16 protein-coding genes are annotated in these 14,359 nt (G+C 70.7%); 4 read left to right on the top strand and 12 right to left on the bottom strand.

The features are described 5' to 3' along the window. Nucleotides 1-7 precede the first annotated feature (7 nt). From RGE_RS00305 to RGE_RS00295, 3 genes are all read right to left on the bottom strand, one after another. Nucleotides 8-1,930, bottom strand: coding sequence for a PrkA family serine protein kinase (locus RGE_RS00305; protein ID WP_014426300.1), 1,923 nt, complete (start codon nucleotides 1,928-1,930; stop codon nucleotides 8-10). Between the two features lie 453 nt (nucleotides 1,931-2,383). Continuing rightward, a complete protein-coding gene (locus RGE_RS00300) occupies nucleotides 2,384-3,268 on the bottom strand; it encodes a ParB/RepB/Spo0J family partition protein (protein ID WP_014426299.1) in 885 nt (294 codons plus the stop codon). 11 nt (nucleotides 3,269-3,279) lie between these two features. After that, a complete protein-coding gene (locus tag RGE_RS00295) occupies nucleotides 3,280-3,831 on the bottom strand; it encodes an RBBP9/YdeN family alpha/beta hydrolase (RefSeq protein ID WP_014426298.1) in 552 nt (183 codons plus the stop codon). Nucleotides 3,832-3,885: 54 nt separating this feature from the next. Between RGE_RS00295 and argC the strand changes: the two genes are divergently transcribed. Next, complete coding sequence (gene argC, locus RGE_RS00290; RefSeq protein ID WP_014426297.1) at nucleotides 3,886-4,824, top strand: N-acetyl-gamma-glutamyl-phosphate reductase; 939 nt, start codon at nucleotides 3,886-3,888, stop codon at nucleotides 4,822-4,824. 48 nt (nucleotides 4,825-4,872) lie between these two features. Here argC and RGE_RS00285 read toward each other — a convergent pair whose 3' ends face one another. The 5 genes from RGE_RS00285 to RGE_RS00265 all read right to left on the bottom strand — a co-directional run bounded on the left by RGE_RS00285 (nucleotide 4,873) and on the right by RGE_RS00265 (nucleotide 9,299). Then, complete coding sequence (locus RGE_RS00285) at nucleotides 4,873-5,649, bottom strand: GNAT family N-acetyltransferase (protein ID WP_014426296.1); 777 nt, start codon at nucleotides 5,647-5,649, stop codon at nucleotides 4,873-4,875. Further along, a complete protein-coding gene (locus tag RGE_RS00280; protein WP_014426295.1) occupies nucleotides 5,642-6,406 on the bottom strand; it encodes a ParA family protein in 765 nt (254 codons plus the stop codon). The genes RGE_RS00285 and RGE_RS00280 overlap by 8 nt, the downstream gene beginning before the upstream one ends. 112 nt (nucleotides 6,407-6,518) lie before the next feature. Continuing rightward, nucleotides 6,519-7,142, bottom strand: coding sequence for a 16S rRNA (guanine(527)-N(7))-methyltransferase RsmG (gene rsmG, locus RGE_RS00275; protein ID WP_014426294.1), 624 nt, complete (start codon nucleotides 7,140-7,142; stop codon nucleotides 6,519-6,521). Next, the gene (gene mnmG / locus RGE_RS00270; RefSeq protein ID WP_014426293.1) at nucleotides 7,139-9,091 is read right to left on the bottom strand and encodes a tRNA uridine-5-carboxymethylaminomethyl(34) synthesis enzyme MnmG; all 1,953 of its coding nucleotides are present in this window, start codon (nucleotides 9,089-9,091) and stop codon (nucleotides 7,139-7,141) included. Before mnmG ends, rsmG begins: the two co-directional genes overlap by 4 nt. Nucleotides 9,092-9,104: 13 nt before the next feature. Further along, nucleotides 9,105-9,299, bottom strand: coding sequence for a DUF2061 domain-containing protein (locus RGE_RS00265; RefSeq protein WP_014426292.1), 195 nt, complete (start codon nucleotides 9,297-9,299; stop codon nucleotides 9,105-9,107). Between the two features lie 91 nt (nucleotides 9,300-9,390). Between RGE_RS00265 and RGE_RS00260 the strand changes: the two genes are divergently transcribed. The 3 genes from RGE_RS00260 to RGE_RS00250 all read left to right on the top strand — a co-directional run bounded on the left by RGE_RS00260 (nucleotide 9,391) and on the right by RGE_RS00250 (nucleotide 10,617). Further along, entirely contained in the window at nucleotides 9,391-9,654 is a 264-nt protein-coding gene (locus RGE_RS00260; protein ID WP_014426291.1) for a YkgJ family cysteine cluster protein, read from the top strand. Then, nucleotides 9,651-10,343, top strand: a complete 693-nt coding sequence (locus RGE_RS00255; protein ID WP_014426290.1) for a Crp/Fnr family transcriptional regulator — start codon at nucleotides 9,651-9,653, stop codon at nucleotides 10,341-10,343. The genes RGE_RS00260 and RGE_RS00255 overlap by 4 nt, the downstream gene beginning before the upstream one ends. Before the next feature lie 82 nt (nucleotides 10,344-10,425). Continuing rightward, entirely contained in the window at nucleotides 10,426-10,617 is a 192-nt protein-coding gene (locus RGE_RS00250; protein ID WP_014426289.1) for a YgaP family membrane protein, read from the top strand. Here RGE_RS00250 and RGE_RS00245 read toward each other — a convergent pair whose 3' ends face one another. The 4 genes from RGE_RS00245 to RGE_RS00230 are packed head-to-tail and all read right to left on the bottom strand — an operon-like array spanning nucleotide 10,618 to nucleotide 14,358. Then, complete coding sequence (locus RGE_RS00245) at nucleotides 10,618-11,793, bottom strand: ABC transporter permease (protein WP_014426288.1); 1,176 nt, start codon at nucleotides 11,791-11,793, stop codon at nucleotides 10,618-10,620. It lies immediately after the preceding gene. After that, nucleotides 11,790-12,554 (bottom strand): ABC transporter ATP-binding protein, encoded by a 765-nt coding sequence (locus RGE_RS00240; RefSeq protein WP_014426287.1) that lies wholly within the window; start codon nucleotides 12,552-12,554, stop codon nucleotides 11,790-11,792. The genes RGE_RS00245 and RGE_RS00240 overlap by 4 nt, the downstream gene beginning before the upstream one ends. Beyond that, nucleotides 12,551-13,996: an alpha/beta fold hydrolase gene (locus RGE_RS00235; protein ID WP_014426286.1), complete on the bottom strand. Its 1,446-nt coding sequence runs from the start codon at nucleotides 13,994-13,996 to the stop codon at nucleotides 12,551-12,553. Before RGE_RS00235 ends, RGE_RS00240 begins: the two co-directional genes overlap by 4 nt. Continuing rightward, the gene (locus RGE_RS00230; protein ID WP_014426285.1) at nucleotides 13,993-14,358 is read right to left on the bottom strand and encodes a glutaredoxin; all 366 of its coding nucleotides are present in this window, start codon (nucleotides 14,356-14,358) and stop codon (nucleotides 13,993-13,995) included. The genes RGE_RS00235 and RGE_RS00230 overlap by 4 nt, the downstream gene beginning before the upstream one ends. Nucleotide 14,359: the final 1 nt, after the last annotated feature.

Here is a 14,359-nt window from a genome sequence, read left to right as displayed (position 1 = left end):
CGGTTCATCAGCTACTCTTTCTGACGCGCAGGTACCACTCGCACAGCAGGCGCACCTGCTTGGGCGTGTAGCCCTTGTCGACCATGCGGGTGACGAAGTCCTCGTGCTTCTTGGCCTCGTCGGCGCTGGCCTTGGCGTTGAAGCTGATGACCGGCAGCAGCTCCTCGGTGTTGGAGAACATCTTCTTCTCGATCACCGTGCGCAGCTTCTCGTAGCTGGTCCAGACCGGGTTCTTGCCCTGGTTGTTGGCACGCGCACGCAGCACGAAGTTGACGATCTCGTTGCGGAAGTCCTTCGGGTTGGCGATGCCCGCCGGCTTCTCGATCTTCTCCAGCTCGGCGTTGAGCGCCGCACGGTCGAAGACCTCGCCGGTGTCGGTGTCGCGGTACTCGTGGTCCTGGATCCAGTAGTCGGCGTAGGTGACGTAGCGGTCGAAGATGTTCTGCCCGTACTCGGAATAACTCTCCAGGTACGCGGTCTGGATCTCCTTGCCGATGAACTCGGCATAACGCGGCGCCAGCAGCTCCTTGATGAAGCCGATGTACTTCTGCTCGAGCTCTGCCGGGAACTGCTCGCGCTCGATCTGCTGCTCCAGCACGTACATCAGGTGCACCGGGTTGGCGGCGACTTCGGTGCTGTCGAAGTTGAAGACCTTGGACAGGATCTTGTACGCGAAGCGAGTCGAGATGCCGTTCATGCCCTCGTCGACGCCGGCGTAGTCGCGGTACTCCTGGTAGCTCTTGGCGCGCGGGTCGGTGTCCTTCAGGTTCTCGCCGTCGTAGACCAGCATCTTGCTGAACAGCGACGAGTTCTCCGGTTCCTTGAGCCGCGTGAGGATCGCGAACTGGCTCATCATCTTCAGCGTGCCCGGCGCGCAGGTGGCCTGGGCCAGTGACGAGTTGCGCAGCAGCTTCTCGTAGATCTTCACCTCCTCGCTGACGCGCAGGCAGTACGGCACCTTGACGATGTAGATGCGGTCGAGGAAGGCCTCGTTGTTCTTGTTGTTGCGGAAGGCCTTCCACTCGCTCTCGTTGCTGTGCGCGAGCACGACGCCGTCGAAGGGGATCGCGCCGAAGCCCTCGGTGCCCTTGAAGTTGCCTTCCTGGGTGGCCGTCAGCAGCGGGTGCAGCACCTTTATCGGCGCCTTGAACATCTCGACAAACTCGAGCAGGCCCTGGTTGGCCAGGCACAGGCCGCCGGAGTAGCTGTAGGCGTCGGGGTCGTCCTGGGCGTAGCTCTCCAGGCGGCGGATGTCGACCTTGCCGACCAGCGAGCTGATGTCCTGGTTGTTCTCGTCGCCCGGCTCGGTCTTGCTGATGCCGATCTGGCGCAGGATCGACGGGTAGCGCTTGACGACCTTGAAGCGCCGGATGTCACCGCCGAACTCCTCCAGCCGCTTCACCGCCCAGGGGCTCATGATGCGGTTGAGGTAGCGCCGCGGAATGCCGAACTCGGTTTCGAGGATCGGGCCGTCTTCCACCGGGTCGAACAGGCCCAGCGGCGACTCGTTCACCGGCGAGTCCTTGATCGCGTAGAACGGCACCTCCTGCATCAGCTGCTTCAGGCGCTCGGCGATCGAGCTCTTGCCACCGCCGACGGGGCCCAGCAGATACAGGATCTGCTTCTTCTCCTCCAGCCCCTGCGCCGCGTGCCGGAAGTAGGACACGACCTGCTCGATCGCGTCTTCCATGCCGTAGAACTCGGCGAAGGCCGGGTAGACCTTGATGATCTTGTTGGCGAAGATCCGCGACATCCGCGGGTCGTTGCGCGTGTCGATGCTCGTCGGCTCACCGATGGCCTTGAGCATGCGTTCGGCCGCGGTGGCGTACGCCAGCGGGTTGCGCTTGCACTCGGCGAGGTAGTCCTCGAGCGACATCTCCTCCGCACTGAGGCGTTCGTACCGCGCCTTCAGGTTGCCGATCACGTCCATGCGAGCTCCTGGTCGAAGACGGCGAGGACCCCGGAGCCGCACCGGCTCCGACTTCCTCGCCTGGGGAAGTTCTGATGGAGTCCCGGCTGTACGGGCCCAGGCTCCATCAGAGCTTTCCGTCTCGCCAGCGGCATGGCCGCTTGCCTCGGCAGGCAGATCAATCCTGCCCTTGGCGGGCGGCGTTTTCCACCGGGTTTGGCCTGTCATCGACCGCCTGATCCGAGGAATACGCCTCACCCTCGCTTTGCAAGAGGTGTGCCCTGCCGGCCACCCCCTGCGCCGCTTTCCGTCCCGCGGGCGGCGCTACGTGACGGATATCACGCGGTGACCGCCTGCGCCGACATCATGCGACGGCGGCGAAAAGCCTGCCGACACCTTGGCCTTCAAGGCCGCCGGTGCTGGTGTCTCCCTGGCAGTTGCGGTGCCCGCAGGCGCACCTTGGCGGTGCGCGCTTTACTCGTCGGTCGCGCCCAGGCGCTCGAGCAGGCCGTTGAGCTCGTCGAGCGAGCCGAATGAGATGACGATCTCGCCGGACTGCGTCTTCCCGCGGCCGCGCAGGCGGATCTCGACCCCGGCGCCCAGCGTGTCGGCCAGGCGCTCCTCCAGTCGCAGCACGTCGCCCGACTTGGTGGCGGCGGCCTTCTCGCGCGGCGTCGGTTCGGGCCGCGACTGGCGTTGCACCAGCTTCTCGGCTTCACGCACGCTCAGCTTGCGCGAGGCGATCTCGTGCGCCGCCATGATCTGCGGCGCGGCCTCCAGCGCCAGCAGCGCGCGGGCGTGGCCCATGTCCAGGTCACCGGCGAGCAGCATCTGCTGCACCGGCTCGGCCAGGTTCAGCAGGCGCAGCAGGTTGCTCGCGGCGCTGCGCGAGCGGCCGACGGCCTGCGCGGCCTGCTCGTGAGTGAGCCCAAACTCTTGCACCAGACGGCGCAGGCCCTGGGCTTCTTCCAGCGGGTTCAGGTCTTCGCGCTGGATGTTCTCGATCAGCGCCATCACCGCCGCGGCCTCGTCGGGCACCGGCTTGACGAGCACCGGCACGCGGTCGAGGCCGGCGATCTTGGCGGCGCGGAAGCGGCGCTCGCCGGCGATGATCTCCCAGCGGCCTTCGGCCACCGGGCGCACGAGGATGGGCTGCATCACGCCCTGGCCCTTGATGCTCTCGGCCAGCTCGTACAGCGAGCCCTCGTCCATGCGCGTGCGCGGCTGGTAACGGCCCGGCTCGAGCTGCTCCAGGCGCAGCGTCGTCGGCTGGCCGTCGCCGGCCGGCGTTTCGGAGACTTTGGGGCCCAGCAGCGCTTCGAGGCCCAGGCCCAGCCCCTTCGGTTTTTTGGTCGCCATGGTCGTGATTGTCACCGAGCAGCGACCGGGGCCAGCGCCGCGAGCCGCGCGACGCCTTCGGGCCAGTCGCCAAGGCCCGATTCGGCATTCAGATGACCGCGTGGGCCCAGGCTCTCGGCCGGCACGCCCCAGTCGGCGGCAAGCGCCTGAGACGCCGCCGGCGAGGCGAAGGGATCGTCCTCGCTGTAGAGCACGAGCGCGGCGAACGGCAGCGCCCGACGCACGACGGGGCGCCAGCGGGCGACCGGCGGCGGCGTGTCGGGCTGCTCCAGGTCCGGCGGCGCGACCAGCAGCGCGCCGGCGACCCGGTCGGTGTGCGAGGAGTGCGCCGCCCAGGCGGCGGCGAGGTGGCAGCCCAGGCTGTGCGCAGCCAACCGCACGCGGCCCGGCGCGGCCAGCACAGCCTCTTCGAGCTGCGCCATCCAGTCGCCGCGCAGCGGCCATTGCCAGTCCGACTGTTGCACGCGCTGGAAGCCGTGCAGCGCCTCCCAGCGGCTTTGCCAGTGCTCCGGGCCCGAGCCCAGCCAGCCGGGCAGCACCAGCACGCGTTCCTCCAAGGTCATCGCCTTGCCTTATCCTCGACCGTTCACCCAACGAATTGTGCGCGAGAGGCAGCGATGAACTACACGGTCTACGTCGACGGACAGGAAGGCACGACGGGCCTGCGCATCCACGAGTATCTGGCCGGCCGCCCCGACATCGAGCTGCTGAAGATCGCCCCGGACCTGCGCAAGGACGCCGCCGAACGCGCGCGCCTGCTCAACGCCGCCGACGTCGCCTTCCTCTGCCTGCCCGACGCCGCGGCACGCGAGGCGGCGGCACTGGTGACGAACCCGAAGACCTGTCTGATCGACGCCAGCACCGCGCACCGCACCGCACCGGGCTGGGCCTACGGCTTCCCCGAGCTGGCGCGTGGCCAACGCGACGCGCTGCGCGCCGCCAAGCGCATCAGCAACCCGGGCTGCCACGCGACGGCTTTCGTCGCGCTGCTGCGCCCGCTGGTCGACGCCGGGCTGGTGCCGGCGACGCTGCCGCTCAGCGCCAGCTCGATCACCGGTTACTCCGGTGGCGGCAAGAAGATGATCGAGCAGTACCTGGCCGGCGGGAACCCGGAGCTGGATGCACCGCGGCCTTATGCGCTGAGCCTGGCGCACAAGCACCTTCCCGAGATGGCGGCGCACACCGGTCTGGCCACCGCGCCGCTGTTCGTGCCAGTCGTCGGCCCGTTCTACAAGGGCCTGGCGGTGTCGGTGCCGCTGCACCTGGCGCAGCTGCCCGGCGTGACGGCCGAAGCGATCCACGCCGCCTACACGGCGCACTACGCCGGCGAGCGATTCATCAACGTGATGCCGCTGCGCGATGCGGCGACGCTGGAGCACGGCTTCCTCGACGTGCAGGCGGCCAACGACACGAACCGCATCGACGTCTTCGTCTTCGCGAACGACAGCCAAGTGCTGCTCGTCGCGCGCCTGGACAACCTCGGCAAGGGCGCCAGCGGCGCCGCGGTGCAGACGATGAACCTGCACCTGGGGCTGGACGAGGGTCTGGGGCTCTGAGGCTCCGGCACCGATGACAACGGCGCCCGCGGGGCGCCGTTTTTCTTTTCAGGCCTCGGGCGCCTGGCGGTAGTGGTAGGCGAAGGCGTCGGCGAAGCCAAGCCGTCCGTAGATCGTGCGCGCCGGCGTGTTGTCGGCTTCGACCTGCAGATAGCCGACCGTGGCGCCCTGTCCCATCGCCAGCCCGAGCAGCCGCCGGCACAGCCGCGCCGCGTGGCCCTGGCCGCGGGCCTCGGGCGCGGTGAAGACGTCGTACAGCCCGGCGAACCCGGCTTCGACAGCGACCTGGCCGCAGGCAAGCACCGCGCCGTCGACCTCGCGCAGCAGCGCCAGCGCCGTGTGCGGCACCGGCGCACCGGCCAGGCGCTTCGCGTGCGCCTCACGCTGCTCCATCGGCGACGCGCGCAAGGCGCCGACGGTCGCGGCGAAGGCTGCGCTGTCGAGGATGTTCCACGTGAAACCCTCGGGCGCCGCTGCCGCCGCGTCCGTACGCCATGCCGGGTCCAGTTCCGGCGCGACCATCACGCGCGTGTCGTCGATGCGCGCCCAGCCGCGCGCCGCGAGTTCGGCGTCCAGCGTCGCCGGCCGCGTGAACGGCGTGATTCGCACGAACATCGGCAGCCCGGCGTCGCGGTACACCGCCGCGGCCAGCGCCAGGCGTTCGTCCAGCGGCAAGCGGCCGTCGGCCACCGCGTTGATGCAGCGGGCGCGCTTGGCCTTGCCGGGCGAGTAGCGCACCAGCCAGCCGTCGATCCAGCGCTGCTCGCGCGGCGCGGCGGCGTTCAGCCCGGCATCTTCGGCGCGTGCCGCCAGCGTCTCAAGCAAGCCGGGCCACCATCTCGCGAGCGAACTCGACGAAGGCCTGGGCGCCCTTGCTGGACGGGTCGAAGGTGACGCCCGGCTGGCCGTAGCTGGGCGCCTCGGCCAGGCGCACGTTGCGGGGGATCACCGTGTTGAATACCTTGTCGCCGAAGTGCGCCTTCAGCTGCTCGGCGACCTGCTGCTGCAGCGTGATGCGCGGGTCGAACATCACGCGCAGCAAGCCGATCAGCTTCAGCTCGGGGTTCAGGTTGGCGTGCACCTGCTTGATCGTGTTGACCAGGTCCGACAGGCCTTCGAGCGCGAAGTACTCGCACTGCATCGGCACGACGACGCCGTGCGCGGCGCACAAGCCGTTCAGCGTCAGCAGGCTCAGCGACGGCGGGCAGTCCATCAGCACGAAGTCGTAGTCGGCTTCGGCCGCGGCCAGCGCCTGCTTCAGGCGGCGCTCTCGGCGCTCGAGCTCGACGAGTTCGACTTCGGCGCCGGCCAGCTCACGGTTCGCCCCCAGCACGTCGTAACCGGCGACGCTGCGCTGGCGCGCCTCGGCCACCGTCGCGCTCTCCAGCAGCACGTCGTAGACCGACAGCGGCAGCGAACGTTTGTCGACGCCGGAGCCCATCGTCGCGTTGCCCTGCGGGTCGAGGTCGACGACCAGCACCCGCTGGCCGACCTGGGCCAGGCCCGCGGCGAGGTTGACGGTGGTCGTCGTCTTGCCGACGCCGCCTTTCTGGTTGGCGATACAGAAGATGCGCATGCTCATCGCGCCGCGGCGCGGGATTCGGGGAAGGAGTTCGCGCGGTCGCGGCCGCCGGTGGCGACCGCAGAGGGCGGCCGAGCGTAGCGCAGATTCGGCGCTGCGGCGCCGCAGGCCGTCAGGCTTGTCGCATCCACACCAGGCAGCGCTGCGCGTCCAGGCCCGGCACGGCAAGTTGTTCCACGTGGAACACCTCGACGCCGGCCGGCAGCGCGGCGATCTCGTCGTCGGGCACCCTGCCCTTCATCGCCATCCAGCAGCCACCGGGTTTCAGCAGCGAGCTGCTCAGCGTGACGAAGTCGGCCAGCGACGAGAACGCGCGCGAGGTGACGACGTCGAAAGGCGCCACCTTCAGCTGCTCGACCCGGGCGTGCGCCGCCTGCAGCCGCGGCAGGCGCAGCTCGGCCGCGGCCTGGCGGATGAAGGCCGCCTTCTTGCCGACGGTGTCGACGCAGGTGACGTCCCAGCCCAGGATCGCCAGCACGACACCAGGAAGGCCGCCGCCGCTGCCGACGTCGAGCACACGCCCGGCTGGCAGCCGTGCCGCCAGCGGCTTCACGACGGCCAGGCAGTCGGCCAGGTGCTGGGTCAGCATCTGCGCCGGGTCGCGCACCGCCGTCAGGTTGTAGGTGCTGTTCCAGCGCTGCAGCAGCGCGAGATAACGTTCCAGCGCTTCGACCTGGGCCGGCGTCACATCCAGCCCCAGCGCCGCGCAGATCGCGGCCGGTGTGGCGGCCGTCATGCCGCGGCCTCGTCCTGAGTGAAGCCCTTGAAGCGGCCCTTCTTCAGGTGCACCAGCAGCAGCGAGATCGCCGCCGGCGTGACGCCGGAAATGCGCGAGGCCTGGCCCAGCGTTTCGGGCCGATGGCGCGCCAGCTTCTGGCGCACCTCGAAGGACAGCGCGGTGACCTGCGCGTAGTCCAGATCCTCGGGCAGCTTCATCTGCTCGTAGTGCGCGGCACGCTGCACCTCGTCGACCTGCTTGTCGATGTAGCCGGCGTACTTGATCGCGATCTCGGCTTGCTCGATCACCGCGTCGGCTTCGCGCGCGCCGTACTCGGCCTGCAATGTTCCACGTGAAACAACCTCGGGCACGCCGGCCGCGGCGGCCGCGGCCCAGACCGCATCGAAATCGACGCCTGGCCGGCGCAGCAGGTCGGCCAGGTTGTATTCGTGTTCCAGCGCCTTGCCGATGAAGCGCTCGGCGTCGGCGGCCGCCAGCGTCGCCGGGCGCACCCAGGTGCTCTTCAAGCGCTGCTGCTCGCGCTCCAGGCGTTCACGCTTGCGGCAGAAGGCGTCCCAGCGTGCATCGCCAACCAAGCCCAGCTCGCGGCCGATCGCCGTCAGCCGCAAATCGGCGTTGTCTTCGCGCAGCTGCAGCCGGTACTCGGCGCGGCTGGTGAACATGCGGTAGGGCTCGGTGATGCCCTTGGTGACCAGGTCGTCGACGAGCACACCCAGATAGGCCTGGTCGCGCCGCGGCGTCCAGGGCTCGCGGCCCTGGGCCTGCAGCGCGGCGTTGGCGCCGGCGAACAGGCCTTGCGCCGCCGCTTCCTCGTAGCCGGTCGTGCCGTTGATCTGGCCGGCGAAGAACAGCCCGCCGATCGCCTTGGTCTCGAAGCTGGGCTTGAGCTCGCGCGGGTCGAAGTAGTCGTACTCGATGGCGTAGCCCGGGCGCAGGATGTGCGCGTTCTCCAGCCCAGGCATCGTGCGGATCGCGCCGAGCTGGACGTCGAAAGGCAGCGAGGTCGAGACGCCGTTCGGATAGAACTCGTTCGTCGTCAGGCCCTCGGGTTCGAGGAAGATCTGGTGCGAGCTCTTGTCGGCGAAGCGGTTGATCTTGTCTTCGATGCTCGGGCAGTAGCGCGGGCCGACGCCTTCGATGATGCCGGTGAACATCGGGCTGCGGTCGAAACCGCTGCGGATGATCTCGTGCGTGCGCTCGTTGGTGTGCGTGATCCAGCACGGCAGCTGGCGTGGGTGCATCTCGGGCGTGCCGAGGAAACCGAACACCGGCACCGGGTCCAGGTCGCCGGGCTGCTCTTCCAGGCGCGAGAAGTCGATCGAGCGGCCGTCGATGCGCGGCGGGGTGCCGGTCTTCAGCCGGCCTTGCGGCAGCTTCAGCTCCTTCAGCCGGCCCGACAGCGTCGTCGCCGCCGGGTCGCCGGCGCGGCCGGCGCGGTAGTTCTCCAGCCCGACGTGCACACGCCCGTCGAGAAAGGTGCCGGCGGTCAGGACGACGGCCCGCGCGTTGAAGCGCAGGCCGATCTGGGTGACGACGCCGGTGACGCGGTCGCCTTCGACGATCAGGTCGTCGCAGGCCTGCTGGAACAGCCACAGGTTCGGCTGGTTCTCCAGCCGGCGGCGGATCGCGGCCTTGTAGAGCACGCGGTCGGCCTGGGCGCGGGTGGCGCGCACCGCCGGGCCCTTGCTGCCGTTCAAGATGCGGAACTGGATGCCCGACTCGTCGGTGGCCTCGGCCATCGCGCCGCCGAGCGCGTCGACTTCCTTGACGAGGTGGCCTTTGCCGATGCCACCGATCGACGGGTTGCAGCTCATCTGCCCCAGCGTCTCGATGTTGTGGGTCAAGAGCAGCGTCGCGCAGCCCATGCGGGCGGCGGCGAGCGCGGCTTCCGTTCCGGCGTGACCGCCGCCGACGACGATGACGTCGAACGCTTGGGGATGCAGCATGAGGCCGAGGATTTTACGAGGGCACGGTCACCCGGGCCGCCTCGTAGCGGCGATCCCACCAGCGATCGAAGAAGTAGTGCGCGATCGTGTTGGCCACCGGCTCGATCAGCGTCATCGCGCCGGCGACAGCGACGTTGCCGGTCAGCGCATAACCGATCGTGAACGAAATGCCGACGTGCATCACGCCGAAGGCTGCGGACTTGGCCATGGGCGGCTCCAGTTGAGAATGACTCGCATTTTCTCGGTGCCAGGGTCCGGCCGGAATCGGATGTCGGCATCACCGCGATAGCATGCGCCCCATGCCCCTGCCCTGCCGCGAACGCTGTGCCGCCTGCTGCATCGCGCCATCGATCAGCAGCGCGATCCCCGGCATGCCCGACGGCAAACCCGCCGGGGTGCGCTGCATCCAGCTCGACGAGGCCGACCGCTGCCGCCTCTTCGGCCGGCCCGAACGCCCGGCCGTCTGCGGCGGGCTGGAACCCTCGGAAGAGATGTGCGGCGACTCGCGCGAACAGGCGCTGGTCTGGCTGGGCTACCTCGAAACCACGACCGCCCCGAAGTGAGCTCCGCTGCCGACCCCACGCTGCACGAGCGCCTGCTCGCGCACTACCCGATGCTCGCCGCGCTGCCCGAGGGCGAAGCCAAGGCCGTGCTCGCGCGCGACGCGATGTCCCTGAAGGCCCCGGCCGGCATGCTGCTGTTCGACGAAGGCGCGCCCTGCGGCGGCTTCCCGATGGTGCTGGGCGGCGCGGTGCGCGTCGCCCGCGGCTCGCCGGGCGGGCGCTCGCTGGAGCTGTACCGCGTGACGCCGGGCGAGTTGTGCGTCGTCTCGGCGTCCTGCCTGTTCGGCCACGCGGCGATGAGCGCTCACGGCGTCGCCGCCGAAGACAGCGAGCTGGTGCTGCTGAACCCCGCCGGCTTCGAGCGCTGGTGCGCGCATGCGCCGTTCCGCCAGTACGTCTTCGGCATCTTCGCCGACCGCCTGGCCGACCTGATGGCGCTGGCCGAGGCCGTGGCCTTCCAGCGCCTGGACCAGCGCCTGGCCGCCGCGCTGCTGGGCCGCGGCGCGGTGCTGCGCGCCACGCACCAGAGCCTGGCCGACGAGCTGGGCACGGTGCGCGAGATCGTCAGCCGTCTGCTCAAACGTTTCGAGCGCCAGGGCTGGATCGCCGTCGGCCGCGAGCGCATCGACGTGCTCGACAGCGCCGCGCTGCGCGCTCTGGCCTCGGGCGACACGCCCCGCCCCGTGTGACCGCGGTCACCGACGCCGGCAGCCCAGAATTCGCACACTTCCCGGCACGGCATCCCCGCCGTTGACCCGTCAGGAGGTTCCCATGAAAGCCAACGTCGGCGGCATCGACCGCATTCTCCGCATCGTGCTCGGCCTGGCGCTGATCGCCATGACGCTCGCCGGTTTCATCGGCGTCTGGGGCTGGATCGGCGTCGTGCCGCTGCTCACCGGCGCCATCGGCTTCTGCCCGCTGTACCCGCTGATCGGCTTCAGCAGCTGCCCGGTGAAGCGCTGATCACTTCAGCGCCGCGCTGCGCAGCGTGCGCGCCACGTAGGCCAGCGCCACGGCGCTGAGCACGGCGCAGACCAGCACCGGCGACAGCAGCGCCACCGCGTCCAGCGTCTCACCACGCAGCACGCGGTTCATCAGCGTCACCTGGCCCAGCGCCGGCACCCAGGTGAACCAGGGTGCGTCGCCTTCCTGGTTGAACAGCGAGACCAGCGGCGCCAGCGACACGGCGAGCACGACGACCGTCGAGTTCGCCTGCGCTTCCTTGAAGCTGCGGCAGCGGATGGCCACCGCCATCAGCACCGCCGCCACCGCCGCCGCCAGCGGCAGCAGCAGCACGACGAAGGCGCCGGCTTCGTAGGCGCCGTAGCGGAACAGCGCCGCCAGCGCGTCGTTGCGCAGCAGCCATTGGCCGGGCAGGAAACTCGCCGCGCTGAGCACCGCGATCGCGATGCCGACCGCGGCCACCGCGCCCCATTTGCCCAGCACCAGCGCCCAGCGCGACGCCGGGTTGCACAGCAGCGGCTCGAGCGAGCCGCGCTCGCGTTCGCCGGCCGTCGTGTCCAGCGCCGCGTTCAGCGCGCCGTAGACCACGGCCATCAGCACGAAGAACGGCAGCATGCCCAGCAGCTGCGCCGCACGCGCCGCCGGGTCGGCGAGATCACGGTCCTCGACGCGCGCCACCTGCACGATCTGCGGCGCGACGCCGCGCAGCGCCAGCCGCAGCGAAGCCTGCTCGCGCACGAAACCTTCGACCAACCGCTCGACGCGCCGGGAGCCGGCCGCGGCACGTGTGTTCGCGCTGTCGGCCACCAGCTCCAGCACCGCCGGCTCGCCGCGCGCCAGCATCTGCTCGAAATCCGCCGGCACCACGAGCACCGGGTCGCCCAGCGTGCGCGCGCGCAGCCGGGCCTCGTAGTCGGCCGGTGCCTCGCTCAGCGTCCAGGCCTGGCGCTCGACGTAGTTGCGCAGCGTCGGCGCCGCGGCGATGTTGCGCACCAGCAGCTCGCGCGCCTCGGCGCGCTCTTCCATCGACGACACCAGCACCGACAGCAGCACCAGCACCACCGGCCCCATCACCACCGAGCTCAGCAGCACGGTGAGCAGCGTGCGCCGGTCGCGCAGCGCGTCGAGCAGCTCCTTGCGGAACACCGTCCAGGTGGACTTCAGCAGCGCGCTCATCGTGCCGCCTCCGCCTCGTCACCGAAGGCCAGGCGCACGAAGGCTTCCTCGAAGTCGGGCGTGCCAGCGCGCTCGCGCAGCTCGGCCACGCTGCCGTCGGCGACGACACGCCCGTGCGCGACGACGACGACGCGGTCGCACAGGCGTTCGACTTCCTGCATCACGTGCGTCGAGAAGACGATGCACTTGCCGGTCTCGTCGCGCAGCCGGCGCAGCGTGTCGCGCAGCGCGCGCGTCGCCAGCACGTCCAGCCCGTTGGTCGGTTCGTCGAGCACGATGTTCGCCGGGTCGTGCACCAGCGCGCGGGCCAGCGCGGTCTTCATGCGCTCGCCCTGGCTGAAGCCGTCGGTGCGGCGGTCCAGCAGCGGCTTCATCTCCAGCAGCGCGGCCAGCGTCTCGGCGCGGGCATCGGCCGCGGCCGCATCCAGGCCGTGCAGCCGGCCGTAATAGGCGATGTTCTCGCGCGCCGTCAGCCGCGGGTACAGGCCGCGCGAGTCGCCGAGCACGCCCAGCCGCGACTGGGCTTCGAGCGTGCGCGTCGCGACGTCGATGCCGTCGACCTCGGCGGCGCCCTCGTCGGCCGGGATCAGCCCGGACAGGATGCGCAGCGTCGTCGTCTTGCCGGCGCCGTTGGGGCCCAGCAGCCCGGTGATGCGGCCGTCGTCGGCGCGGAACTCGACGCCGTCGACCGCCTGCACCGTGCGCGCGGCACGGCCGCGGCCCTGCACGAAACGTTTGCGCAGCCCGCGCACCTCGATCATCGTGATCCTCCCGGCGGCACGAAGACGGCCGGCCGCGGCAACTTCGCGGCGCAGCCGAAGTCGACCGCCAGCGCATCGGCCTCGGTCTCGGCGTCGATGAAACGGAACAGCGCGTCGCGCATGCAGCCGACCGACAGCACACCGTGGCCGGAGCCCGGCACGACGACGTGGCGCGCCAGCGGGCCCAGCGCCGCGGCGACGTGCGCGCCGTGGCGCGGCGGCGTCACCGGGTCCAGACCGCCGGACAGCAGCAGCGCCGGCACCGGGCTGCGCATGACGCGGTAGAAGGCCGACGGCACCTCGCCACGCGGCCAGTCGCGGCAGACCGCGGCGTACTCGTCGGCGAAGGCGTTGCCGAAGTCGCGCCCAGGCGCTTCGCCGCTGGCGGCACGCGGCGCGTCCTCGGCGCAGATCACCGAGAAGTGCAGGCCCTGGGCGATGCCCTTGCCGCCCGGGTCGATGCCGCTGGCGGCCAGCGCGAACAGGCCGTCGAACCGTCCGGCCGCGGCGTCGGCGATCGCCGCCGGCAGCGCCGAGGTCCAGGCCGGCAGGTACAGCGCCTGGCGCACGAGGCCGGTCAGCAGATCGCGCGACACGGTCAGCGTCTCGCGCCGGCCGGTGAACGGGTGCGTGACCTCGGCCTGGCGCGGCAGCGAAGCCAGCAGCGAGGTCCAGGTGGCGCGCAGCGCCGGGAAGCGCGCGCGGCAGGCGGCGTCGAGCTCGCAGGCGTCGAGCAGGCCGTCCAGCGCCGTCTGGGCGTCGACCGACACCGCTGCCGGCAGCACCATGTCCGGCGGCGCGACGCCGTCGAGCACCAGCCGGCGCACGGCTTGCGGGAACTGGCGCTGGTACTCCAGCGCCGCGCGCGTGCCGTAGGACACGCCGACGAGGTCGATGCGTTCGGCGCCGACGGCGCGCCGCACCGCGTCGACGTCCTGCACGGCCAGCGTCGTCGTGAAGAAACGCAGGTCGCCGTAAGGCAGCTTCTGCAGCCGTTCGCGGCAGCTCTTCAGCGCCGCCAGGCGCCGCGCAGGGTCGGCACCGGCGGCCAGCGGCGCCATCGGGTCGTCGTCGCTGCACTGCAGCGGCGAACTGCGGCCGGTGCCGCGCAGGTCGACGATCACGATGTCGCGCCGGCTGCCCAGGCGCCCCAGCAGGCGCTGCACGCCGCCGGCGATGTCGATCGCGCCCTGCCCCGGGCCACCGGCGAGGAACAGCACCGGATCGGCCTTGGGCCGGCGCGCGACCGCCGGCAGCACCGCGTAATGGACCTCGACAGTGGGCCCGTTCGGTCGCGCCGGGTCCAGCGCCCGCTGCACCACGCCGCAGCGGGCCTCGTGTTCGACGCCGGGCAGGCGGCAGGCTTGCGTGGCGGCCGCGGCGGGACCGGCCAGGACGATGGCGGCCAGGGCCGCCAGGCGCCGCAGCGAGCGCCCGCTCACGCCAGCATCCGGCGCAGTTCGCCGCTGTCGTGCAGGCGTTTCAGGTCGTCGTAGCCGCCGACGAGCACGCCGCGCACGAAGACCATCGGGAAGGTCGGCCAGCCGGTCCACATCTTCAGCGCATTGCGCCGCCGCCACTGGCTGAGGTAGTGGCCGTAGTCCAGGTCGTGGTGGGCGATGCCGGCCGCATCGAGCAGGCGCCGCGCCTTGCGCGGGAACGGGTTCCAGCCCATGCCGACGACGACGACGGCGTGGGCGGCGACCGCCCGGCGCACTTCGTCGATCAGGTCGGCGTGGTGGGCCGCGACGCGTTCGCGGATCGCGGGGTGCAGGTGCTCGTCGTCGAGGAGGGCGCGCGGCATG

The organism is Rubrivivax gelatinosus IL144 (assembly GCF_000284255.1).
Classification (GTDB): domain Bacteria; phylum Pseudomonadota; class Gammaproteobacteria; order Burkholderiales; family Burkholderiaceae_C; genus Rubrivivax; species Rubrivivax gelatinosus_A.
The sequence above is the reverse complement of the archived record's forward strand: the minus strand, read 5'-3'. Positions and strand labels throughout refer to the sequence as shown.